This is a genomic window from Streptosporangium sp. NBC_01469 (genome assembly GCF_036227305.1).
In the GTDB taxonomy this organism is placed as follows: Bacteria; Actinomycetota; Actinomycetes; order Streptosporangiales; family Streptosporangiaceae; genus Streptosporangium.
This window is the reverse complement of sequence record NZ_CP109465.1, coordinates 10,661,657-10,684,306: the sequence shown is the minus strand read 5'-3', so window position 1 is coordinate 10,684,306 and position 22,650 is coordinate 10,661,657. Positions and strand designations below refer to the sequence as shown.

At 70.4% G+C, this 22,650-nt stretch carries 19 protein-coding genes; 6 read left to right on the top strand and 13 right to left on the bottom strand.

Translation table 11 applies throughout. From position 1 onward, the window contains the following. The first annotated feature begins 13 nt into the window (after positions 1-13). On the top strand, positions 14-1,174 hold the full coding sequence (locus OG587_RS46535) for a Gfo/Idh/MocA family protein (RefSeq protein ID WP_329085517.1): 1,161 nt from the start codon (positions 14-16) through the stop codon (positions 1,172-1,174). A 116-nt stretch (positions 1,175-1,290) separates the two neighbouring features. Further along, on the top strand, positions 1,291-2,298 hold the full coding sequence (locus OG587_RS46530; RefSeq protein WP_329082829.1) for a sugar phosphate isomerase/epimerase family protein: 1,008 nt from the start codon (positions 1,291-1,293) through the stop codon (positions 2,296-2,298). Positions 2,299-2,446: 148 nt separating this feature from the next. Here OG587_RS46530 and OG587_RS46525 read toward each other — a convergent pair whose 3' ends face one another. The 3 genes from OG587_RS46525 to OG587_RS46515 are packed head-to-tail and all read right to left on the bottom strand — an operon-like array spanning position 2,447 to position 4,212. Then, the gene (locus tag OG587_RS46525) at positions 2,447-3,532 is read right to left on the bottom strand and encodes a Zn-dependent alcohol dehydrogenase (protein ID WP_329085516.1); all 1,086 of its coding nucleotides are present in this window, start codon (positions 3,530-3,532) and stop codon (positions 2,447-2,449) included. An 11-nt stretch (positions 3,533-3,543) separates the two neighbouring features. Beyond that, positions 3,544-3,738, bottom strand: a complete 195-nt coding sequence (locus OG587_RS46520) for a ferredoxin (protein ID WP_329085514.1) — start codon at positions 3,736-3,738, stop codon at positions 3,544-3,546. Positions 3,739-3,747: 9 nt separating this feature from the next. Further along, on the bottom strand, positions 3,748-4,212 hold the full coding sequence (locus OG587_RS46515) for a pyridoxamine 5'-phosphate oxidase family protein (protein WP_329085512.1): 465 nt from the start codon (positions 4,210-4,212) through the stop codon (positions 3,748-3,750). A 76-nt stretch (positions 4,213-4,288) separates the two neighbouring features. Here OG587_RS46515 and OG587_RS46510 point away from each other — a divergent pair, with 76 nt between their 5' ends. Then, a complete protein-coding gene (locus tag OG587_RS46510) occupies positions 4,289-4,936 on the top strand; it encodes a class I SAM-dependent methyltransferase (RefSeq protein WP_329085510.1) in 648 nt (215 codons plus the stop codon). Here OG587_RS46510 and OG587_RS46505 read toward each other — a convergent pair. The 6 genes from OG587_RS46505 to OG587_RS46480 all read right to left on the bottom strand — a co-directional run bounded on the left by OG587_RS46505 (position 4,872) and on the right by OG587_RS46480 (position 12,878). Then, complete coding sequence (locus tag OG587_RS46505) at positions 4,872-5,954, bottom strand: enediyne biosynthesis protein UnbU (protein WP_329085509.1); 1,083 nt, start codon at positions 5,952-5,954, stop codon at positions 4,872-4,874. The genes OG587_RS46510 and OG587_RS46505 overlap by 65 nt on opposite strands. After that, a complete protein-coding gene (locus OG587_RS46500) occupies positions 5,951-8,110 on the bottom strand; it encodes a CRTAC1 family protein (RefSeq protein WP_329085507.1) in 2,160 nt (719 codons plus the stop codon). Before OG587_RS46500 ends, OG587_RS46505 begins: the two co-directional genes overlap by 4 nt. 28 nt (positions 8,111-8,138) lie before the next feature. Continuing rightward, entirely contained in the window at positions 8,139-9,059 is a 921-nt protein-coding gene (locus tag OG587_RS46495; protein ID WP_329085505.1) for a DUF1702 family protein, read from the bottom strand. Between the two features lie 751 nt (positions 9,060-9,810). Next, entirely contained in the window at positions 9,811-10,851 is a 1,041-nt protein-coding gene (locus OG587_RS46490; RefSeq protein ID WP_329094226.1) for a prenyltransferase, read from the bottom strand. A gap of 29 nt (positions 10,852-10,880) precedes the next feature. Then, positions 10,881-11,594: a class I SAM-dependent methyltransferase gene (locus tag OG587_RS46485; protein WP_329085504.1), complete on the bottom strand. Its 714-nt coding sequence runs from the start codon at positions 11,592-11,594 to the stop codon at positions 10,881-10,883. Positions 11,595-11,633: 39 nt separating this feature from the next. Further along, positions 11,634-12,878, bottom strand: coding sequence for a glycosyltransferase family 4 protein (locus tag OG587_RS46480; RefSeq protein ID WP_329085502.1), 1,245 nt, complete (start codon positions 12,876-12,878; stop codon positions 11,634-11,636). A 291-nt stretch (positions 12,879-13,169) separates the two neighbouring features. Here OG587_RS46480 and OG587_RS46475 point away from each other — a divergent pair, with 291 nt between their 5' ends. Continuing rightward, complete coding sequence (locus tag OG587_RS46475) at positions 13,170-14,198, top strand: GDP-mannose 4,6-dehydratase (protein ID WP_329085500.1); 1,029 nt, start codon at positions 13,170-13,172, stop codon at positions 14,196-14,198. Positions 14,199-14,307: 109 nt separating this feature from the next. On the opposite strand, the gene OG587_RS46470 is transcribed toward OG587_RS46475, so the two are convergent. Continuing rightward, positions 14,308-15,246 carry a CU044_5270 family protein gene (locus tag OG587_RS46470; protein WP_329085499.1) on the bottom strand — a complete coding sequence of 313 codons (939 nt, stop codon included), beginning with the start codon at positions 15,244-15,246 and terminating at the stop codon, positions 14,308-14,310. Then, positions 15,243-15,866, bottom strand: coding sequence for an RNA polymerase sigma factor (locus OG587_RS46465; protein WP_329085497.1), 624 nt, complete (start codon positions 15,864-15,866; stop codon positions 15,243-15,245). The genes OG587_RS46470 and OG587_RS46465 overlap by 4 nt, the downstream gene beginning before the upstream one ends. Before the next feature lie 412 nt (positions 15,867-16,278). On the opposite strand from OG587_RS46465, the gene OG587_RS46460 reads away from it, so the two are divergent. Beyond that, positions 16,279-17,487, top strand: a complete 1,209-nt coding sequence (locus tag OG587_RS46460) for a macrolide family glycosyltransferase (protein ID WP_329085496.1) — start codon at positions 16,279-16,281, stop codon at positions 17,485-17,487. 124 nt (positions 17,488-17,611) lie between these two features. After that, positions 17,612-19,966, top strand: a complete 2,355-nt coding sequence (locus tag OG587_RS46455; RefSeq protein WP_329085494.1) for an ATP-binding protein — start codon at positions 17,612-17,614, stop codon at positions 19,964-19,966. Between the two features lie 442 nt (positions 19,967-20,408). Here OG587_RS46455 and OG587_RS46450 read toward each other — a convergent pair whose 3' ends face one another. Continuing rightward, a complete protein-coding gene (locus OG587_RS46450) occupies positions 20,409-20,843 on the bottom strand; it encodes a DNA-binding protein (RefSeq protein WP_329085492.1) in 435 nt (144 codons plus the stop codon). Between the two features lie 337 nt (positions 20,844-21,180). Then, positions 21,181-22,386, bottom strand: coding sequence for a cytochrome P450 (locus OG587_RS46445; RefSeq protein WP_329085489.1), 1,206 nt, complete (start codon positions 22,384-22,386; stop codon positions 21,181-21,183). Positions 22,387-22,650: the final 264 nt, after the last annotated feature.

The following is a 22,650-nucleotide window of genomic DNA, read 5'->3' as shown; positions in this document are numbered from 1 at the left end:
GCTGGGGATCGGCATGGTCGGGTACGCCTTCATGGGCCGGGTGCATTCCCAGGCCTGGCGCAGTGTGTCGGCGTTCTTCGATCTGCCGGCCCGGCCGGTGATGGCCGCGTTGTGCGGCCGGTCGGCGGACGGGACGGCGGCGGCGGCCGAGCAGATGGGCTGGGCGGCGACCGAGACCGACTGGCGCAAGCTGATCGCCCGCGACGACGTGGCTGTGGTGGACATCTGCACGCCGGGTGACTCGCACGCCGAGATCGCGATCGCCGCGTTGGAGGCCGGTAAGCACGTGTTGTGTGAGAAGCCTCTGGCCAACACGGTCGCCGAGGCTGAGGCGATGGCGGCGGCGGCGCGCTCAGCGGCCGAGCGGGGGGTGTATGCGATGGTGGCGTTCAACTACCGTCGGGTGCCGGCCATCGCTCAGGCCGCCCGCTGGGTGGCCGAGGGCCGGCTGGGCGCCATCCGGCACGTGCGGGCGCAGTACTTGCAGGACTGGATCGTCGATCCGGAGTTCCCGCTGGTGTGGCGGCTGCGAAAGGAGCTGGCCGGCTCGGGGGCGCTGGGTGACATCGGCGCGCACATCATCGACACCGCGCAGTTCATCACCGGTCAGAGGTTGACGCAGGTGTCGGGGTTGACCGAGACGTTCATCACGCACCGCCCGTTGGCCGGGGTGTCGGCCGGGTTGTCGGCCGATACCGGCAACGGTTCGGGTGCGCAGCTGGGTGAGGTCGACGTCGATGACGCGGCGTTGTTCGTGGGCCGGCTCAGTGGGGGCGCCTTGGCGTCGTTCGAGGCGACCCGGTTCGCCACGGGGCGTAAGAACGCGTTGCGGATCGAGGTCAACGGGTCGAAGGCGAGTGTGGCGTTCGATTTCGAGGCGATGAACGAGTTGTGGTTCCACGATCACGCGTTGCCCGCCGAGGAGGCGGGTTTCCGTCGGGTGCTGGTCACCGAGGCGGGGCATCCGTACGCGGGGGCGTGGTGGCCGCCGGGTCATGGCCTGGGTTATGAGCACACCTTCACTCACGAGGTGAAGGACTTCGTCGAGGCGATCGCGTCGGGTATCGCTCCGGCGCCGTCGTTCGACGACGGGTTGAACGTTCAGCGTGTGCTGGCCGCGGTCGAGCGCAGCGCCGCCGACCAGAGCCGGTTGACGGCGATCGAGGAGGTATGACGGAGCCCGCCCCCCGTGGGGCGCACACCCCATGAGCGGGCCCCGTCACCCGCGTGGTGCGCGCGCGAACTGAGCTCGCGCACCACGCGGCCCACAATCTGTGACATGGAGGATATATGAGCAGGCCGATCACCTTGTTCACCGGCCAGTGGGCCGACCTGCCGTTCGAGGAGGTCTGCCGCCTGGCCTCGGGCTGGGGATACGACGGTTTGGAGATCGCCTGCTGGGGCGATCACTTCGAGGTCGACAAAGCCCTCAGCGACGACGACTACATCCCCCGCAAGCAGGAACTGCTCGCCAAGCACAACCTGTCGGTGTACACCATATCCAACCACCTGGTCGGCCAGGCCGTCTGCGACAACCCCATCGACGCCCGCCACCAGGGCATCCTGCCCGCCCGCCTCTGGGGCAACGGCGACCCCGAGCAGGTCCGCCGCAACGCCGCCGAAGAGATCAAGAACACCGCCCGCGCCGCCGCCAAACTCGGCGTCGACACCGTGGTCGGCTTCACCGGCTCGTCCATCTGGCACACCCTGGCCATGTTCCCCCCGGTCCCGCCCCAGATGATCGAGGACGGCTACGCCGACTTCGCCGACCGGTGGAACCCGATCCTCGACGTCTTCGACGAGGTCGGCGTCCGCTTCGCCCACGAGGTCCACCCCAGCGAGATCGCCTACGACTACCACACCACCGTGCGCACCCTGGAGGCCATCGGCCACCGCCCCGCGTTCGGCCTGAACTGGGACCCCTCCCACATGGTGTGGCAGGAGATCGACCCGGTCGCCTTCATCCTGGACTTCGCCGACCGCATCTACCACGTCGACTGCAAGGACGCCAAGGTCCGCACCGGCGACGGCCGCCGCGGCCGCCTCGCCTCCCACCTGCCCTGGGCCGACCTGCGCCGCGGATGGGACTTCGTCTCCACCGGCCGCGGCGACGTCCCCTGGGAGGACTGCTTCCGCGCCCTCAACGCGATCGGCTACGCCGGACCGATCTCCATCGAGTGGGAGGACGCCGGCATGGACCGCCTCGACGGCGCCCCCGACGCCCTGGCCGTCATCCGCAAACTCAACGCCATCACCCCGCCCTCCACCGCCTTCGACGCCGCCTTCTCCTCGGACTGAAACCCCCCGGAGCGAAACCCCCGGTGCGAAACCCTCGGAGGGGACCTCCGGTCGCGGCGCGCACGGTGATACGGCCGGGCCGCCGGGCCGCCCCGCTCAGGTGGGCGGCCCGGCCGGTGGTCGGCGCCGGGTTCCGAAGGTGCCGGTCTCAGTCCAGGACGACGATCTGGCGCAGGACCTCGCCGCCCCTGAGCGCCGCCACGGCGTCGTTGAGGTCGGCCAGCCTGATGCGGGAGCTGATCATGCTCTCCAGGTCGAGGCTGCCAGCCTTGTAGAGCCCGGCGAGGAACGGGAAGTCGCGCCGGACGTCCGAGCCGCCGTACAGCGAGCTGAGGATGTTCTTGCCCTCGAACAGCAGGTTGAAGGCGCTCAGCGGGACGTTGTCGTCCATCGCGCCCGCGCCCACCACGATCGTGTCGCCGCCCCGGCGGGTCGCCCGCCAGGCCGTCATGATGGCGGCGGACTTGCCGACGGCCTCGAAACCGTAGTCGAACCCGGCGCCGCCGGTGAGCGTGCCGACCGCGTCCATGAGCTGGTCCGGGGTGATGGCGTGGGTCGCGCCGACCTTCTTGGCGAGGGCGTGCTTGGACTCCAGGGGGTCGATCGCGAGGATCGTGGTGGCGCCGGAGATGCGGGCCCCCTGGATCACCGACAGGCCGACGCCGCCCGCGCCGACCACGGCGACGGTCGAGCCCGCCCTCACCTTGGCCGTGTTCAGCGCCGCGCCGACGCCGGTGGTGATCCCGCAGCCGATCAGGGCCGCGGCCTCGAACGGCACGTCGGGATCGACCTTGATCGCGCCCTGCCAGGGCACGACGATCTCCTCGGACCAGGTGCCGCATCCCGCCATGCCGAACGCCGGGGTGTCGCCGCCGTAGCGGAAGCGGGCGTTGACGAAGCTGTCCATCACGTACGTCATGCACAGGAACGGCTGGTTCACCAGGCAGTTCGCGCAGCTGCCGCAGGCCGGGGTCCAGTTGACGATGACGTGGTCGCCGGGTTGTACCGAGGTCACGTGGCCGCCGACCTCGACGACCTCTCCGGCGCCCTCGTGGCCGGGGATGACCGGCAACGGCATGGGCAGCACACCGCTGATCACCGACAGGTCCGAATGGCAGACGCCGGTGGCCCTGATCTTGACGCGGACGTCCGTCGGGCCCACCGGTGCGAGGGTGAGGTCATCGCGGATGTCGAGCTTGTCGTCGCCGACGGCATGCAGAAGCGCACCACGCATGGGGGGTCCTCCTAGTTCTCCTCGAGGGAGAGTGCGGCTTTGGGACAGGACCGGACCGCGTGCCGGACACGGTCCATCATCTCCGGCGGCGGCTCAGGCAGCAGCACGTGCAGCTGGTCGTCGTCGTCGAGCTCGAAGACATCCGGGGCGAGTCCCACGCAGATCGCATTGGCCTCGCAGACCAGATAGTCGACTTTGATTTTCATACGGGCCTCCTAATCGGGAATGGCGAGCTTACGGTGATCCCAGGAGATCACTCGACTCGGCTCGACCACGAAGGCGACCCTCTTACGGCCGGTGTAGGCCACGTACTCCGTGAGTGACTCCTCCGCGTCGGGCATCCCGGCCATCCGTCTGGTCACGGCCATGCCGACGCCGAGAACGCCCTCGGGGTCGTCGATCCTCCGCGCGACCCCGTACATCAGGACGCCGCGCAGGTCGGAGTATTCCTCCCCGGCCTCGATCAGGCAGCTCACCCGGGCGTCGCGCCGGAGGTTGAGTGTCTTCTGCGCCTTGCCGTAGGTCCAGAACGAGATCCTGCCCTCGGTCAGCCCGTAGAACATGGTCACCATGTGCGGTGTCCCGTCCGGGTTGATCGTGCCGAGTTGCAGCTTCCGTGACTCGCCGACGAAAGCCGTCACCTCGTCGTCGGACATCACGATGCGGGCGCGCTGGTTCACGGTGCAAAGTAGAACACGTTCCACAAGGCCGGGCAAGGGAATTCGGAATGTTGTTCGGTCTCGGTAGTCTGCTGCGATGAGCATCGCCACCATGCCGGCCGACCTGCTGTACGTCGCCCAGCGCGCCAAGGGTTTCATGCCACACCAGGAGGGAATCGCGCTGTTCGAGACCGCCGCCGAGTATGGCCCGCGCGGCCCGATCTGCGAGATCGGCAGCTACTGCGGAAAGTCCGCCGTCTACCTCGGGGCGGGTGCCCGGCAGGCCGGGTCCGTCGTCTTCACCGTTGACCACCACCGGGGCTCCGAGGAGATCCAGCCGGGCTGGGCCCACCACGACCCCACGCTGATGGACCTCCGCTTCGGCAAGATGGACTCGCTGCCCACGTTCCGTGCCACCATCGCCTCCGCCGGTCTGGAGGACGAGGTCGTCGCGATCGTCGGCAGGTCCGAGCGCGTCGCCGCGCTGTGGAACACCCCGCTCGCGATGCTCTTCATCGATGGCGGCCACTCCGAGGATCCGGTGACCAAGGACTACGAGGGGTGGGCCCCGCACCTCATGCCGGGCGGCGCCCTGGTCTTCCACGACGTCTACCCGGACCCGGCCAAGGGCGGGCAGGCCCCATACCGCGTCTACCAGCGGGCCCTCGCCTCCGGCGCGTTCAAGGAGGTCCGGCAGGAGGGCTCGCTGCGGGTGCTCGAACGGGTCGGTCCCGGCATCGGCTGATCTCCCCGTACGACGTGCCCGCCACCGTGTGTCCGGCGGGTCCGCCGACGCCGGGCGGACCGGGCGTACGGAGGCGGGCCGGAAGGGCCACGCGGAGCCCCCGGCCCGCACCGACGATCACCAGGGCGAGGAACAGCCCGAAGACGACGTGACACTGGACCAGCAGCCCGTAGACCGCCGCCGTGGCCAGGCCGAACACGACCTGGTCACGCGGCCTGGCCGGGGACGTCCCCGGATCGACGATCACGTATCCGGTGTAGAGGGCGAAGGCCGTCCCGGTCATCGGCAGCAGGGCGCCGACCGCCGACACGTCGGTCAGCGCGCCCCTGACCAGCGCCTGCAGGGCGAACCCGCCCACCCAGCCCAGGACCAGCGGCAGTCTCCCCGCGAGCCTGGCGTTCACCGTCGTTCCCCAGACCAGTACGGCCAGCGGCACGAGCAGGTCGAACGGCCCCGACACCCACGCGGTGAACTGGTACGCCGGAGCGAGGCCGACCCACGGGAACAGCAGCAGCACGGCGACGATCCCGAAGGCCGCCGGGTTCAGGAACGGCGTCCCCGGCACGTCCTCGGCGTCCCGCCCCGCCGTGCGGGCCTTCGGCTCGGCCTTTTCCGCCGTCTCCGGTGTCTCCCGCGCCTTCGGGACTCGCGGCGTCCCCGGTGCCGTCACGCGGAAGACGTACGTGCCGCCGACGCCGATGAGGACGGCCAGCGCGATCGGCGCCAGGCGCCCGTTGCCGTACAGCAGCATCGCGCAGAGCAGGCCGCAGACGTAGGACGGCAGGAGGAAGGCGACGACCCGGTCGCGGGGCACCCCGAGGTAGCGGGCCGGGCGCCGCCGCGACCACGCCTCCACGGTCTCCAGCGCGAACTCGGCGGTCACGCCGGTGAGCACGCCGACCACCGGTGCCAGGCAGGACTGCTCGAACCCGAGCACGGTGTGCCCGAGCACGGTGATCAGGGTGAGGGACTCCGCCAGCCGCCGGAACGCCTTGTCTCGCCTCCGGGTGGCGTTCATGGCCACCGGATCTCCGAGGCGCGGCCGTCGGCCAGCAGGATCCGGTGCCAGCCGGGCTCCAGGGACACCGACGCGGTACGGGCGCCGCCGCAGGCGTCCCTCCAGGAGATCTCGACGGGGACGGTGGAGTCAGGCACGTCGTCGCCCAGGCCGAACAGCAGCTCGGGCGCGGAGACGCCGTTGTGGCCGTTGGCGGGGTAGAGCTGCCTGCCGCGCGTGACCCCGCCGGGCAGGCGCACCGTGGCGACGGCTCCGATGGCGGGTCGCGTCGGCCCGGGATACACCTGCCAGGGACGTTCCGGCTGGGGCCATACCCGCCCTCGCGCCTCGCCGGGCTGTTCGTGTCCGAGTGGTTCGTGTCCGGGCTGTTCGTGCCTGAGCTGCTCGTGTCCGAGTCGTTCCTGTCCGGGATAGGCCGGTTCCGGTCGGGTCTGCTCTTCGGGTGTCCGCGCGGGACGGGTCGCGGTGGCCGTGCCGCAGGTGCCGGCCGGGAGGCGGAGCCGCAGGCCCACGAACGGGGCCGTCGGGCCGTGGTTGCTGTAGAGCACCGACGCGGACCACTGGTTGGCGACCGCGAAGTCCAGCCGCCCGTCGTCGTCGACGTCGCCCACGGCGAAGGCCCGGCTGACAGTACCCTCGCCGCCCTCGCCGCCCTCGCCGCCCTCGCCGCCCTCGCCGCCCTCGCCGTCACCGTTGTCGCCGCCGACACCGGCTCGCCGTGCCACGTCCACGTAGCGGCCGTCCGGCCCCCTGGTGAAGAAGGTGTTGGTGTCACGGCCCGACAGGTCGTCCCCGGCCCTCAGCTCCGGCCACAGCGAGGGGCGGGAGAGGAACAGGTCGTTGGCCGACGCCGCCTCCTGCAGCCGCGCCCACCGGTCGACCTCACCCTTGACGAACCCGGTCGCGTGCATGATCTCGTCGGTGCCGTCGTTGTCGAAGTCGGCGGCCTTGACGTCCCAGGACCAGCCGCTGCGGCTCAGCCCCAGCTCCTCGCCGAGGTCGTCGTACGGGGCGTGCCCCTCGTGGAGCCCGCCGGGCCGTGACACGAAGGCGAAGTTGCCCTCCTGGAGCGCGTGGTTCGCGGTGAGGTTGCTCACCAGGATGTCCGGCCTGCCGTCGGCGTTGAGGTCGGTGAAGGCCACCCCCATCCCCTTGAACGAGTCGCGGCCGACGACCCGGGAGGGGGGAGTCGTCAGGTGCCGGGTGCCCCGGGCCTCGGTGAACCGGATCCTGCCGGGCACCGACTCGTTGACCAGCAGGTGGTCGGGGCCGAAGTCGTTGGCCACGTACAGCTCGGGCCGCCCGTCGCCGTCCAGGTCCTGGGTGCCCAGCGCGAGGGTCCAGCCCCCGCCCTCGCCCTCGACCTCGTCGAACACCCCCTTGGCCTCCGCGAACAGCGCGGGTCCCGTCGCCCGGTAGAGTCGGTCGCCGCCCCCGTTGGCGGCGGCGGACAGCGAGTCGGGCATCACGGCGTCGCCGCGGTCGCCGGGGCCGGCTGTGCCGCCGCCCAGCACCCTGACGCCGTCGGGGAAGTAGTTGCCGAAGACCAGGTCGAGGCGGCCGTCCCCGTCGAAGTCACCGGCCGTGGCCGCGCTGGTGTTCCAGATCTCCGGTTCGGCGGTCAGCGCGCGGTGGCGGAAGGCCGCACCGGACGGGGGCGCCCCGGGTACGCGCAGGAACAGGGAGGGGGAGCGGCCCCAGTAGTAGACGACCAGGTCCTCCCAGCCGTCCTGGTCGAGATCGGCGGGCAGGCACCCCGTCGGCGCCTCGTGCCGCCTGCGCTCCGGGGGGACCAGCGTGAACGGCCGGTAGCCGCGGGAGGTGCCCGGCGCGGGCCTGACGGTCACCGTGTCGCGGCGGGGATCGACCAGGCACAGGTCGTCGGCGACGACCTCGCCGTCCACGTCGAACAGGGCCACCCCGGCGCCCAGCGCCGACACCAGGCTCCTGAGGTTGGCGTACCCCGGCGCGACCGGTCGCAGGACGCGGTCATCGGCCTGCGCGGGCGGGCCCAGCGACCTCGCGTGGAAGGAGAAGTCGGCGGAGGTCTCCACGGCTGAGGTGTCCGGCAGGGCGGTCAGCCTCCACCCGGCGGTGGCGGCCACCAGGGCCAGGACTCCCGCCGCGTACCTGCGAACCCCCGGCACCGTTCCCACCGCCCCTCCCAATCGTGGTCATGAGTGGTCATGAATCGCGGTCGCGTCGTGCCCAGGCCTTCCGGATCCCCGCCCGCCAGGCCTGGTAGTGGTCGCCGCTGTGCGCGTTGTGGCCCAGCGCGACGAGCGCGGTGCCGGTCCAGCCCGCGGCCTCGTCGGCCTCGGCCCCGCACAGCACGGGGGCGGCGGCGAGGGTGTGTTCGGGGACGACCGCCGAGATCAGCCGGGAGGCGCAGGCGAAGGCGCAGCCCTGGGCGAGGTGGGCGCGGAAGCCGTCCTCGGCCGCCGCCGAGGCCAGCCGCTCCAGGTCCGCGGTGCTCGCGCCCCCGGCGTACGTGGCGGCCAGGCCCACCCCGCTCCACAGGTCGGCGCGGCGTCCCGCGGGAAACTCGGCGATGCGCAGCACGACGTCGCCCGCCCCCGCGCACTCGTGGAACCAGAGCATCCGCCCCAGCCCCTGGTCGAAGATCGCCCGCCGGGTCCGGTCCATGAGCCCGGCGGCGCGCTGGCGTCCCACCGTGCGGTCGGAGGAGAAGAAACCCTGGTGGAAGCCGAAGCCGTCGTGGGCCAGCCAGCGCAGCAGCGGGTGCACCGAGTGGATGCCCCACATCGGCCGCAGCCGCATGCGGGCGTACGCCCAGCCGGCGCCCATGTGGATGAGGTGCGGGTAGCGCACGCCCTGCCCGCTCAGCAGTTCCCTGAGCCGGCGCCCGCCGGTGAGGGTGAGCACGTCGAGGGTGGTGCAGGCCATGCCCGCGCCCTCGTACGCGAAGCCGCGCAGCTCCTCGTGGAGGTCGTCGATCCGCCCGGTCTCCCCGGCGACCACCGCGTTGAAGCCGGCCATGAACGCCTCTACCGCGCCCTCCAGTCGCTCGCGCGCCGGTCCCAGCCGGAACCGCCGCACCCCGAACCCCACCTGGGCGGGGTCCTGCCACAGCAGCCGGGCCACACCCCGCGGCCTGGACGGCGCGGGGGATCTCCACGGGTGGGATGGTTCCGGCGGGTTCGGGGTCTCGGGTGGGTTCGGGACCTCGGGCGCACGCGGGGTCTCGGGTGGACACGGGTTCTTGTGGTGGGGCGCACGTGGGGTCTGGGGTGGACGCGGGGTCTCGTGGTGGGGCGGATTCGGGGTTTCGGGTGGACGCGGGGTCTCGTGGTGGGGCGGGTTCGGGGTCTGGGGTGGACGCGGGGTTTCGCGGTGGGGCGGAGAGGGCGGGGAGTCCGGCGGGTCCGGAGAGACGGGAGGGGGTGCGAGGTCTGAGGGATCCGGGACATCCGGAGGGTCCGGCGGATCGGGAGGGGCCGGGAGGTCCGGCTCGGCGTCGTCGCTCTGAGCCACCGTCCGAGTGCCCTCCGCGTTACTCACGGACCCGAAGGTAGTGAGCCGCGTTCAGCCCTTCAAGTACCGCGTTTCTGATTCCGTGCAAAGAAACCGCCGGAGCGCGGGGCCGGGGAGCCGGGAGCCTCCACCGGCCCCGTCGGTCAGGCCCGCCGATCGGGTCACGCGTCGCCTCGCACCGACCGGCGCCGTGACCGGGAGCGCGGGGCCGGGGAGCCGAGCGCGGGGCCGGGGAGCCGAGCGCGGGGCCGGGTGGCCAAAGCGGGGCATGGGAGTCGAGCGCGGGGCCGGGAAGCCAGGGCGGGGCCGGGTGGCCGAGAGCGCGGAGCGGGGCCGGGGAGTGAGGTCGGGGGCGGGGAGTTCAGCTTCTGGAGCGGGCGTGGCTGCAGCCGCAGGCGGCGGTGGGGCGGTCGGTCACGTACGCGCCCGCGTCACGGAAGACGCCCGAGGCGGGGGTGTGCCCGTCCAGCGCGTCGGCGGCGAGCACGACCGCGGCCGCGGTGTAGGCCGAGCGCTCGTGCGGGAAGTGCTTCTCGTTCACGAACTGCCAGCCGGTCCAGTACGAGCCGTCCTCGTGCCGCAGGTGCTGCATGTCCGAGAAGAGCTTCCGCGCCCGTTCCCGGTCGCCCAGGGCGTCGAGGGTCAGCACCAGCTCGCACGTCTCTGCGCCGGTCACCCACGGCTGGTCGGAGACGCAGCGGATGCCGAGGTCCGGTTCCACGAACGTGTCCCACTCCTCGGCCAGCCGCGCCTCCGCGGCCGGGCCGCGCACCGCGCCGCCCAGGATCGGGTAGTACCAGTCCATCGAGAAGCGGCTCTTGTCGGCGAACGCCTCGGGGTGGGCGGCCAGCACGTGGCCGAGCTGGTCGGCGGCCAGTTCCCAGTCGGGCTGCGGGTCACCCAGGTGCTCGCCGAGCAGCACACCGCAGCGCAGACCCTGGTGGACGGAGGCGCAGCCGGTCAGCAGGGCGTACGCGGCGGCCCTGCCGTCGGCCGCGCGCTCCCAGACGATCTCACCCCGGGTGGTCTGCAGGCCGACCACGAAGTCCAGCGCGGCCCGGACGACCGGCCACATCCGCCGGGCGAAGTCCTCGTCCCCGGTCACCAGCAGCTCGTGCCAGACGCCGACCGCGACGTACGCGGCGTGGTTGGACTCCCCGCCCTGCTCGACGGCCTCGCCCCCGACCAGCTTCATCGGCCAGGAGCCGTCGGCCCGCTGCGTGCGGACCAGCCAGTCGTACCCCCGGCGGACCGGGCCGGTCAGTCCCGCCACGCTCATCGCCATCAGGCACTCGACGTGGTTCCAGGCGTCCACGTGTCCCTCGGGCCACGGGACGCCGCCGTCGGGCTCCTGCACCGCCGCGATGCTCCACGCGGTCCGGACGACCTGTTCCCACTCCATGGAGCCGCTCACCGCTTCTCCTCCAGAGGTCACGCAGGCTTCCGGACGTAGAGCACCACGCTCTTGCCGATGAGCGGGTTGAGCACGGCCTCGGCGATCCTGGTGGCGGCGGGGCGCTTCATGATGTCCCAGACCAGCAGCTCGTGGTACGCCTTGGCCAGCGGGTGGTCGTCGTTGCCGACGCCGACCGCGCACTTGATCCACCAGTACGGCGCGTGCAGCCCGTGGGCGTGGTGGTGCGGGCCGATGGTGAAGCCCGTCGACTTGAGCTTCGCGCTCAGCTCGGCCAGCGTGTAGATGCGGACATGCCCGCCGGGAGCGGTGTGGTACGCCTCGTCGAGTGCCCAGCAGATCCGTTCGGGCAGGAAGCTCGGCACGGTGACGGCCGCCTGGCCGCCCGGCTTGAGCACCCGGAAGATCTCGCGCATCGCGGCCATGTCGTCGGGGATGTGCTCCAGCACCTCGGCTGCGATCACCCGGTCGAAGCTGCCGTCCTCGAACGGCATGTCGAGCGCGTCGCCCGTCACGGTGTCCGCCGTCGCCTCGGGCGGCACCTCTCCGGCCTTGTCCATCGCGGCGAACATGCTCGCCACGCCCTCCAGCTCCCTGGCGTCCATGTCGAAGGCCACCACGTCGGCACCGCGCCGCAGTACCTCGAAGGCATGCCGTCCGCCGCCACAGCCCAGGTCCAGGACTCGGGTCCCCGGTCCCACGGGCAGCCGGTCGAAGTCGACAGTCAGCACTCGCCGCTCCTCTTCACAGGTGGTCGTTCGGGGTGTCGCTCACTGCGCCCGGCGGGCCCGGATGGCCTCGTGGTAGGCCTCCACGGTCCGCTTGGCGACGACGTTCCAGGTGAAGCGCTCCATGACCCGGTCGTAGCCCTTCCGGCCCACCGCCGCACGCTCCTCGGGGGAGTCGTGCAGGCGGCGCAGCACCGCGGCCAGCTCCTCGGGGTCGCCTGGGGCCACCTGCACGGCGGCGTCGCCGACGACCTCGGGCAGCGCGCCGGTGCGGCTGGCGACCAGCGGGGTGCCGCAGGCCATGTGCTCGACGGCCGGGAGCGAGAAGCCCTCGTAGAGGGAGGGGACGACCGAGATCTCCGAGGTGGCGATCAGCTCGCCCAGCTCGTTGTCGGAGATGCCGTGGACGAACCTGACCCGGTCGTGCAGCGCGAGCTCGGCGACGAGCTTCTCGGTCGGGCCGCCGGGGGTGGGCTTGCTGACCACGGTCAGGTTGACGTCGCGCTCGGTGGCGAGCTTCGCCACGGCCCGCAGCAGCGTCGAGACGCCCTTCATCGGGGAGTCGGCGCTGGCCACCGCGACGATGGAACCGGGCCGCTTGGGCATCTCCGGGCGCGGGTGGAAGTAGCGGGTGTCGACGCCCAGCGGGATGAGCCGCATGTTCTTCTGGGGCACGTTGAAGTCGCGGTGGATGTCGGCGAGGGACGACTCGCTGACGGTGAGGATCGGGTTGAGCCGTGGCGCGACCTTGGCCTGCATGCGCACGAAGCCGTACCAGCGCCGCATCGAGAGCTTCTTGCGCGGCGTCGCGGCCTTCAGCTCGATGCGCCGGTCCACGCTGATCGGGTGGTGGATGGTCCCGACCACGGGGAACAGCCTCTGGATGCCGAGCACGCCGTAGCCGAGGGTCTGGTTGTCCTGCACGACGTCGAAGTCGCCGACGCGCTTCTTCAGCTCGCGGTACGCCCGCAGGCTGAAGGTGAGCGGCTCGGGGAATCCGGCGGTCCACATGGTGCCGACCTCGAGCCAGTCGATCCAGTCGCGGTACTCGTGCAGCTTGGGGGTGCGAAAGGGGTCTTCGTCGCGGTAGAGATCCAGGCTGGGGATTTTGGTGAGGACGACGCCCTCGTCGAGCTCCGGGTAGGGCTGGCCGGAGAAGACCTCCACGCTGTGCCCGAGGGCGACCAGCTCGCGGCTGAGATGACGCAGGTAGACGCCCTGTCCACCGCAGGTCGGCTTGCTGCGGTACGACAGCAGCGCGACGCGCAGTGATTCAGCACCCGGCACGGCAACCCCCTTCTCAACCTGCCCGAAAAGGGGACAGGTACCGTGAAAGATGACCTTAGTCCTCGGACCCTACCATTCGTGAGTCCTGTTGCATCTGATGTGGAATTGTTCCTAGATCGTGCTTCACGGCGTGCGAACTGGGAAGTTAGCCTTACCGAGCGTGATTCGGTGTAACGCGTTCTAGGTGCGCTGCATGGTGATGATGCCCGCCGGGGGGTGTGAGGGTACATTCGCCATCAAATGGCACAAGACCAGGCATAGGTCGCCGCCCCCGCAAGCGAGGAGGACGCGTTGGCCAGGCGCGCGCTGATCACCGGTATCACCGGGCAGGACGGTTCCTATCTGGCCGAGTGTCTGCTCAGTCAGGGCTACGAGGTCTCCGGCCTCGCCCGAGGGCAGGCCAACCCCCGAGTCTCACGGCTCCGCAAGCTCCTCCAGGACGTCCAGCTCGTCCGGGGTGACCTGCTCGACCAGGGCTCGCTGATCTCCGCCGTCGAGAAGGTCCAGCCCGACGAGGTCTACAACCTGGGCGCCATCTCGTTCGTCCCCATGTCGTGGGAGCAGGCCGAGCTCACCGCCGAGGTGACCGGCATGGGCGTGCTGCGCATGCTTGAGGCCATCCGGGTCTGCTCCGGCATCTCCTCCTCGCGCACGGTGGCCGGATCGGATCAGATCCGCTTCTACCAGGCCTCCTCCTCGGAGATGTTCGGCCAGGTCCGCGAGACCCCGCAGACCGAGATCACCCCCTTTCACCCCCGCTCGCCGTACGGCGTGGCCAAGGCGTACGGACACTTCCTGACGCAGAACTACCGCGAGTCGTACGGCATGTACGCGGTGTCGGGGATCCTGTTCAACCACGAGTCCCCGCGCCGGGGGGCCGAGTTCGTCACCCGGAAGGTGACGCTCGGCGTGGCCAGGATCAAGCTCGGCCTCGCCTCCGAGCTGCGCCTGGGCAACATGGAGGCACGCCGCGACTGGGGGTTCGCCGGAGACTACGTCCGCGCGATGCACCTGATGCTCCAGGCGGACACGCCGGAGGACTACGTGATCGGCACCGGCCGCACCCACACCGTCCGCGACCTCGTGGAGGCCGCCTTCACCGCCGCCGGGCTCGACTGGGAGCGGTACGTCGTCACCGACCAGACCCTGCACCGCCCGGCCGAGGTCGACCTGCTCTGCGCCGACCCGAAGAAGGCCCGCGTCCAGCTCGGCTGGGAGCCCACGGTCGCCTTCGAGGAGCTCGTGGCGATGATGGTCGAGTCGGACGTCAAGCTGCTCTCCGAGGGCGGCGACCCCGACCAGGACTCCTCCTGGCCCTGAGGCCGGCCTTTCGGCACGGTCCCCCGCCCGGCCGCGCCGGACGGGCGGGGGACGCGCCGTTGTGCCCGAGGGCGGGCACCGGTCGTCACCGACGCCGCTCCATCTCTGATCAGGGCGTCTGGCCGGCCTCGTCGACGATGCCGGTGTCCAGTACGGACATGGCGGAGGTCCTGTCGCCGTCGACGACCTTAGTGCCGAGGTAGCGGTAGTCCTCGGGGTCGAGGATGTAGTACCCCTTGAGGTCCGGCGTCACGGTGAGCACGACGCCGATCCCCTCGCGCCCGTCCCCGTCCAGGGTCTTCTCCTCGATCGTGACGTTCGGGATCTTCGCCAGGGCCCGGTACATCGCGGCGGTCGTCTGCGGGGGGATCATGGGCCCGTACTTCATGTACCACCCGATCGCCCCGAACGCCTTGATGTCCCGCTCGGTCCCCGCCGGACAGTTGGGCTGGCAGATCGAGAGCGGCGTCCGCTCCTTGTCAAGGTTGCGGAAGTGCTCCAGCAACGCGTCCGGATCGGTGGGGAGACTCTCCACCTCCCGCTGGGTTCTGGTCGCGTTGGTCGGGCCCTTCTCGCCGTCGCCGATCTTCAGCTTGCCGTTCGTCCGGACGGCCTCCTTGAGCCCGTCCATCCGGGACCAGTGCTCGAAGACCGGGAGGTCCTGATCGAAATGCTGCGACTCCTTGTGGTAGAGCCACTGGTCCGGGCGGATGTCGGCGACCTTGGTCCGCGCCGCGACGAGCGCGGCGTTCTCGAGCACCACGGCCGCGCTGGGCGGCTGGGCCACGCTCGGCGCCCCGGTCTCCCCGAAGGTCGTCCCCGGGGTTCCCCCGGACTGGGTCACGGTCACCACGGTGGCGGTGAGGGCGCAGGCCCCGGCCAGGGCGAACCCCCAGCGCAGGCGGGGCGCGAGCCGCCGTCCCGGCCGCCGGTGAGGGGCGGAGGAACCTTCCCTGATCCTGGCGAGCAGCCGAGGCTCCTCGGCCCGTAGATCGGGCTCGGCCGGAACCTCATCCCTCAGCGCCCTGAGAAGCTCGATCTCGTTCATCTGGTCGCTCCTTCGTTGATTGCGGTCGGGTCGATGCCACCGAGGGCCCGGCGTAGCCTGCCGCGGGCCCGGTTGACCCGTGAGCGCACCGTCCCGACCGGGACACCGAGCGCCTGTGCGGCCTGCTCGTACGTGAGATCCGTCCACGTCACCAGCAGCAGCGTGTCCCGGTGTGCCCGGGAGAGCCCCGCCAGCGCCGAGGCGAGCCGTCGCCGAGCCGCGTCCGCGGCCACCCTGCGATCGACCTGATCGGTGAACGGCTCGATCACCGGGTCCATCCCCGTGCGACCCAGTGCCCGGTACAGGTTGATCTCGTGGCGGCGGTGCCGCCCGATGAGGTTGGTGGCGATGCCGTACAGCCACGGCCGTGCGTCGTCGCGGGCCAGGTCGTACGACTCCCGGTGCTCGAAGGCCGCCGCGAAGGTCTCGGCGACGATGTCCTCGGCGTGGTCCTGGCCCAGCCGCCTGATGACATAGCGCTTGAGCGCCGGCCCGTGGCGGGTGAACAGCACGGCGAACCGTTCGGGCTCGTGCCGGGACCATTTGATCACCGTGGCGTCGTCGGCCGTTTCCACGGCCGCGGGCCGGGGCGGCGCGTCCGTCCGGCTCTCGTGTCGCATCTGATGCCTCTCCGGTGTTTGCTGTGACACCCGTGATTACCTCGGGAGGGATCGACGGTTCCAAAAAACCGCGCGAGAGGACGTCACCCGGAGTGGCCGATGTCCGGCGGCGAGGCTTCTCATGTCGGCTGCGAGTGTCGGCTAAGAGTGCCGGGTGCGCGAGCCGCCCGAGCCGGTGGTGCCGTCCCGGGCCGAGCGGCCTTGAAGTGGTCCCGAAGGGACCCGGGGACCGCGGCCGGCTCTGACCTGGCCGGTTCTCATCCATCAGGCGAGCCGGAACGTCTCGTCTTGACGGCATGCGCGATAAGGGGGATGCTGGACCCATGGACGAGACGAAACGTCTCGTCCCTTGTGTAGATTTCGGAATTCGTCGGCATTCGACGCATTCGACGCATTCGACAGAGGAGAAACCATGTCTCGACGCGCGCACGTCGCGATGGTCAGCATCCCCGCGCCGGGCCACGTGAACCCGAGCATCGAGGTGATCAGGGAGCTGGTGGCGCGGGGGCACCGGGTGAGCTACGCCAACGACCCCTCCTTCGCCGAGGTGATCACCGGCGCGGGGGCCGAGCTCGTCCCGTACGCCTCGACCCTGCCCATGGGCGACACCGCCGAGTGGCCGGAGGACGCGGTCGCCCAGCTCGACGTCTTCCTCGGCGACGCGATCTCGATGCTGCCGCAGCTCCGCGCCGCGTACGAGAACGACCGGCCCGACCTGTTCCTCTACGACATCGGGGGTTACGCGATCCGGGTGCTCTCGGAGAACTGGGACATCCCCCTGATGCAGCTCTCGCCGACCTACGTGGCCTGGGAGGGCTACCGGGAGGACATGGCGCCGATGATCGAGGAGCTGAGGAGGGCTCCGGGCGGGGCCGAGCACTACCGGCGGTTCGAGGAGTGGCTGCGCGACAACGGCATCCGCGACACCGACTCCCATGACTTCGGGGGCCGTCCGCCACGGGCGCTGGCCCTCATCCCGAAGGTCCTGCAGCCCAACGCCGACCGGGTCGACCCCGCCCGGATCACCTTCACCGGGCCCTGCTTCGCCACCCGCTCCCACCAGGAGCCCTGGCCCCGCCCCGAGGGCGCGGAGAAGGTGCTGCTCGTCTCCCTGGGCTCGGCCTTCACCAACCTGCCGGACTTCTACCGCTCCTGCCTGACCGCCTTCGGCGACCTGCCCGGCTGGCACGTCGTCCTCCAGATCGGGAAGTTCGTGGACCCGGCGGAGCTCGGCGTGATCCCCGCCAACGTGGAGGTGCACCCCTGGGTGTCGCAGCTGTCGGTCCTGGAGCAGGCCGACGCGTTCGTCACCCACGCGGGTATGGGCGGCACCCAGGAGGGCCTGTACTGCGGCGTCCCGATGATCGCCGTCCCGCAGGCCGCCGACCAGTTCGGCAACGCCGACAGGATCGTGGAACTCGGGGTCGGGCGTCGAATCGACACCGAGGAGGCGACCCCCGAGGCGCTGCGCGCCGCCCTGCTCGACCTCACCTCCGACCCGGAGGTGGCCGCGAGGCTGGCGAAGATCCAGGACGAGGTCCGGGGCGAGGGCGGCACCGCCCGCGCGGCCGACCTGATCGAGGAACTGCTGGAGGCGTCCCTGTCGCGGAACGTCCCCTAAGCCGTCCTCACCTGGGCCTGCCGGAGAGGGGGGAGCCGGTCGACGGCATCGGCCCAGGCATAACCTGGTGCTGATCGGTTCTAGCGGTGACGCCGCTGGTCCCTGCGACGGCATGAGGAATCTGATGGAGGCAAAAACCCTTCACAGGAGTCGCACCCACGGGCTGCCGGCCGAGACGACCAGCTTCGTGGGGCGTCGGCACGACATCGCCAACGTCAAGCGGTTGCTGTCACAAGCACGGCTGGTGACACTGACCGGCGTAGGCGGGGTGGGTAAGTCCCGGCTGGCCACGCGGGTCGCCACCGACATGCAGCGGGCCTTTCCCGATGGCGTCTGGCTGGTCGAACTCGCCGCCCTCAACGACAGGGAACTGATCCACCGGAACGTCGCCGAGGCCCTGTCGATACGGGACCACTCCACCCGGTCGGCCATGGAAGTGCTCATCGACCACCTGCGGGACAAGCAGATGTTGATGATCCTGGACAACTGTGAACACGTGTTGCACGAGTGCACCGTGGTCGTCGAGATGTTGCTGCGGTCATGCCCGAAACTGCGGATCCTGGCCACCAGCCGACAGGCGTTGGGGGTCGGCGGCGAACAGCTCGTGGCCGTGCCGACGCTGTCGCTGCCGAACCCCGATGACAGGTCTCTCGTTGAATCCGACGCGGTGCGGCTGTTCGTGGAGCGGGCCGGGGCCATGGTCCAGGATTTCACCCTCACCAAGGAGAACCAGGGCGCGCTGGCGGGAATCTGCCGTCGGCTGGACGGGATTCCGCTGGCGATCGAACTGGCGGCCGTGCGACTGCGGGCGTTGTCGGTCCATCAGCTGCTCGAACGGCTGGAAGATCGGTCTCGGCTGCTCACCGTCGGACCGTGGACGAAACTGCCCCACCACCGGACGCTACGTGCTCTGATCGACTGGAGCTATAACCTGTGCACCGACCACGAACAACAGCTTTGGGCGCGTGTGTCGGTGTTCGCCGGTGGCCTGGATCTTGAGGCGGCGGAGGAGATCTGCTCCGGAGACGGAATCGCCCGCGAGGAGGTGATGGACCTGGTCGCGGCGCTGGTCGACAAGTCCATTCTGACAAGAGAGGAGCAGTCGTCGAGGGTACGCTACCGGCTCCTGGAAACGATCCGGGAATATGGCCTCGAACGACTCGTCGCGTCCGGGAAAGAGGCGACGCTGCGCCGAAGGCATCGGGAGTACTACTGGAAATTGGCGGCCGAGGCCAACACGCGGCTCTTCGGCCCATCTCAGAAGGCTCTGACCGACCGGCTCCACCTGGATCACATCAATCTGCGCGCCGCCCTGGAGAACCACTTCAGCGAACCGGCGGACGTCGGGCGCTGCCTGAGCATGGCGTCGAACCTCAACTTCCACTGGCTCACCGGTTACCACCTCGTCGAGGGGCGCTGCTGGCTGGACCGGGGGCTGGCCGCCTACACCGAGCCTGACGAGGTCCGGGCCCGTGCGCTGTGGACCAACAGCTGGCTGGCGATACACCAGGCCGACTTCGCATCGGCCGAGGCCATGTTGGAGGAGAGCCGCACCATCGGGGAAACACTGTCGCTGGTGCCGGACCTCGCCTACGTCGCGCTCTGCTCCGGAATGGTGGCCATGTACCGAAAGGACGTGGAATCCGCGGTCACCCTGTACGAGGACGCGGTGACCGGTCAGCGTGCCGCGGAGAATCCGGTAGGGCTCGTGCAGGCACTTCTCCGGCTCTCCCTGAGCTACTCCTGCCTGGGCGATTTTTCGCGGGCCATGTCCTCCGCCGAGGAATGTCTGGAAATGTGCGACGCCCACGAGGAGATCTGGCACAGGGCGTACGCGATGACGGCGCTGGGGATCGCGGTCTGGCGTCGGGGCGACCCCCGACACGCCGACGCGCTGGTGAAGAAGGCTCTCAAGATCATGCACCTGCTCGACGATCCGCTGGGGGCCGGGCTCGCCCTGGAGGTGCTGGCCTCGGTCACCGCCGCGGAGGGCGAGAACGAAAGGGCGGCGCAGCTGCTGGGAATTCTCCGCACCGTCTGGCATGCGATCGGCGTGCCGCCGCTGTCCGCGTACGGGAATCTCATTTGCGATCACGATGAGTGCGAGTCCCTGATTCGCCGTGATCTTCGCGAGCAACGTTTTGACGCGGCGGTCAGGCGGGGGGCCGGGCTGTCCTACGACGAGGCGATCGCCTACGCCCTTGACCGGCATGTCCCCGTGGAGAGGTCGCCCAAGGAGTCCGGGCGGACATCCCAGCTGACCGACAGGGAGATCGAGGTCGCCCGGCTCGTCGCCGCGGGAATGAGCAACAAGGAGATCGCGGCACTGCTGGTGATCTCCCAGCGCACCGCCGAAGGTCACGTCGAGAAGATCCTGAACAAGCTTGGATTCAACTCCCGCGTCCAGGTCGCGACCTGGATCGGTGAGCGGGGACAGGACGGCGACGAGCCCTCGTCCGGTAGCCCGGCGGTTCCGTAGAGGCCGCTCAGGGGCGCGGGGCCGGGCTGGGGCCATGGCCGTCGCCGGCCGGGTGGCCCCGGGCCGGGCTCACGGTGGTCCGATGCCTCGCGGCGGGTACCCGTGGGCCATCCACCCGGCCGGGGCGGCTCGGGCGGGTACCCGTACACGGTGCGACAGGTACCCATACGGGGGTTTGTACGGTTCTCGGGCCGGTGCGGTGCGGCGAGGCTGGACACAGATGTTCGCCACCGACCGCCGAGAGGATGAGGCACCGTGTACAGGGACGTCACTTCCGTCTGGCAGCTTCTCGCCGCGATCTGGCCCATCGAGCTCGCTTCGCTGGTCTTCGTCGCAGGTCTCGTCTGGCTGGTAAACCGGCTCGTGTTCAAGACCGTCGCGACGCTCGACGGCGACCGCGACACGTTCGACAGGATGGAAAACGCTGACCCGCAGCCCCGGGTCAGCGGGCGGTGGTGCGGCCGATCAGGCGTTCGTGACGTTGCTTGGCCGCCTGGGGGGTGGCGAGGCCGAGGCCGAACGCGATCTCCTGCCAGGTGAGGTCGCGGCCCCGCGCCATGAGGAGGAGGGACGCCTCCAGCTCGTCCAGCTCCGCGCGGACCCGGGGGATGAGGGTCAGGGCGGCCGTGATGTCGGCGTGGTCCACCTCGGGCTCGCCCTCCTCGCGATGGGCGCCGCCGCTCAGCAGGAACGTCACGAGCCTGACGGCCTCGTGGGCTCCGAGGACCGTGGGGTGGACCTGCCGGAGGCGCTGGGCCTCGTCGGCGGCATGGCGCTCGGCGATGCGCGAGAGGGAGGCGTACTCGCGGTGCGCCCGGGTCAGGCCCGGGTCGGGAGGCGTGAAGGGGTCGGGTGACTCGTCGTGATTCGCGGGCATGCGACCAGGATGATCCGACAAACGGTCTGTTGTCAACATGATGAGTTCAACGAAATGTTTAAACGGTGGGCGTGATGTTCCCCTCGCGACCCGCTGAACGTGCCGGTGAGGCGACGGCCGGGGCGGGGTGGGGACAGGGAGAAAACGGGGTGAGGGCGGGCACCCGGGGCCGGGAATCCGGCCAATCCCCCGGTGGCGCCGACGTGAGCCGGTTTCCCCGGCGCCCCCGGCATGAGAAGACCACGCGGGGTCGAGCGGCCCCGCGTGGCCTTTTCGATGTCGTTCTCGGTGTGCGCCCTCGGGTGCGTACCGGGTGCGTCCTCGGTGTCGCCGGACCTCAGCCGACGGAGACCGGCAGGTCCTTGATGCCGTTGATGAAGTTGGAGCGGAGGCGGCGGGCCTCGCCGGTCTGCTCCAGGCCGGGCAGCCGCTCGGCCAGCACCTCGAACAGGACGCGCAGTTCCAGCTTGGCGAGGTGGTTGCCGAGGCAGAAGTGGGCCCCGCCGCCACCGAAGCCGATGTGCGGGTTGGGGTCGCGGCCGATGTCGAAGGTGCCGGGGTCGGCGAACACGTCCTCGTCCCGGTTGGCGGAGCTGTAGAAGATCACGACCTTGTCGTCGGCCTTGATCTCCTGCTCGCCGATCGTCGTGTCGACGGTGGCCGTACGGCGGAAGAGGTTCACCGGGGCGACCCAGCGGACGATCTCGTCGGCGGCGGTGCGGGCCAGGGTGGGGTCGGCGACCAGGCGCCGCCACTGCTCGGGGTTCTCGAAGAAGGCGAGCATGCCGCCCGAGGCCGCGTTGCGGGTGGTCTCGTTGCCGGCGACCACGAGCAGCAGCACGAACAGGTCGAACTCCTCCTCGGTGAGGGTCTCCCCGGCGGCGTCGGGCATGATCAGCTTGGTGACGATGTCCTGGCGGGGCTGTGCGCGACGCTCGGCGGCGAGGGCGTTGGCGTAGGCGTAGACCTCCATGGCCGCGTTCGCGCCCTCGGCCGGGTCGGCCGCGTAGTCCGGGTCCTCGGCCCCGATCATCTGGTTGGACCAGTTGAAGATCTTGTCGCGGTCCTCGACGGGGGCGCCGAGCAGCTCGCAGATCACGTACAGCGGCAGCGGGGCGGCGATGTCCCTGACGAAGTCGACCGAGCCGCGTCCCTTGGCCTCGTCCACCAGCTCGTGGCAGATGTCGCGGATGTGCTCCTCCAGGGCGCCCATCATGCGCGGGGTGAAGCCCCGGTTGACCAGGGAGCGCCGCCGGGTGTGCTCCGGCGGGTCCTGGTTGAGCATCATCATCCGCTGGAGGGCCATCTGGTCCTCGGGCATCTCGTTGAAGAGCGCGAGTTTCCTGCTCGACGAGAACAGGTCGGAGCGGCGGGAGACCTGCACCACGTCGGCGTGCTTGGTGACCGCCCAGAAGCCCGGCCAGCCCCGCTCGGCGTCACCGGGATGCGCGTATACCGGGGCGTTCGCCCGTAGCCAGGCCAGCTGATCGTAAGGCGCGCCGTTCCGCCAATAGAAGTCCTGGTCGACCAGATCGATATCCATTGGTCCTCCTGCGAACCGGGTCGGCGTTCTCGTGACACGGCTCATTGTCGGTGCGGCCTGGGGGTGCGGTCAGCCGCGTACCCTACCCGTTCGCGGGGAATCCGTGACGAACGTGGCGATCGCGGGGCCTTCCGGTGTTCCCGCCTCCCGCCCGGGACGCGCTGAGCTACCAAGCGCTTGATCGGGCGTTTGATAATTCTCTTTCTGAAACGTGTTCTATTACGGGAAGGGGGTCCCGTCAAGTTGGCGCCCTGGCCGACGCCC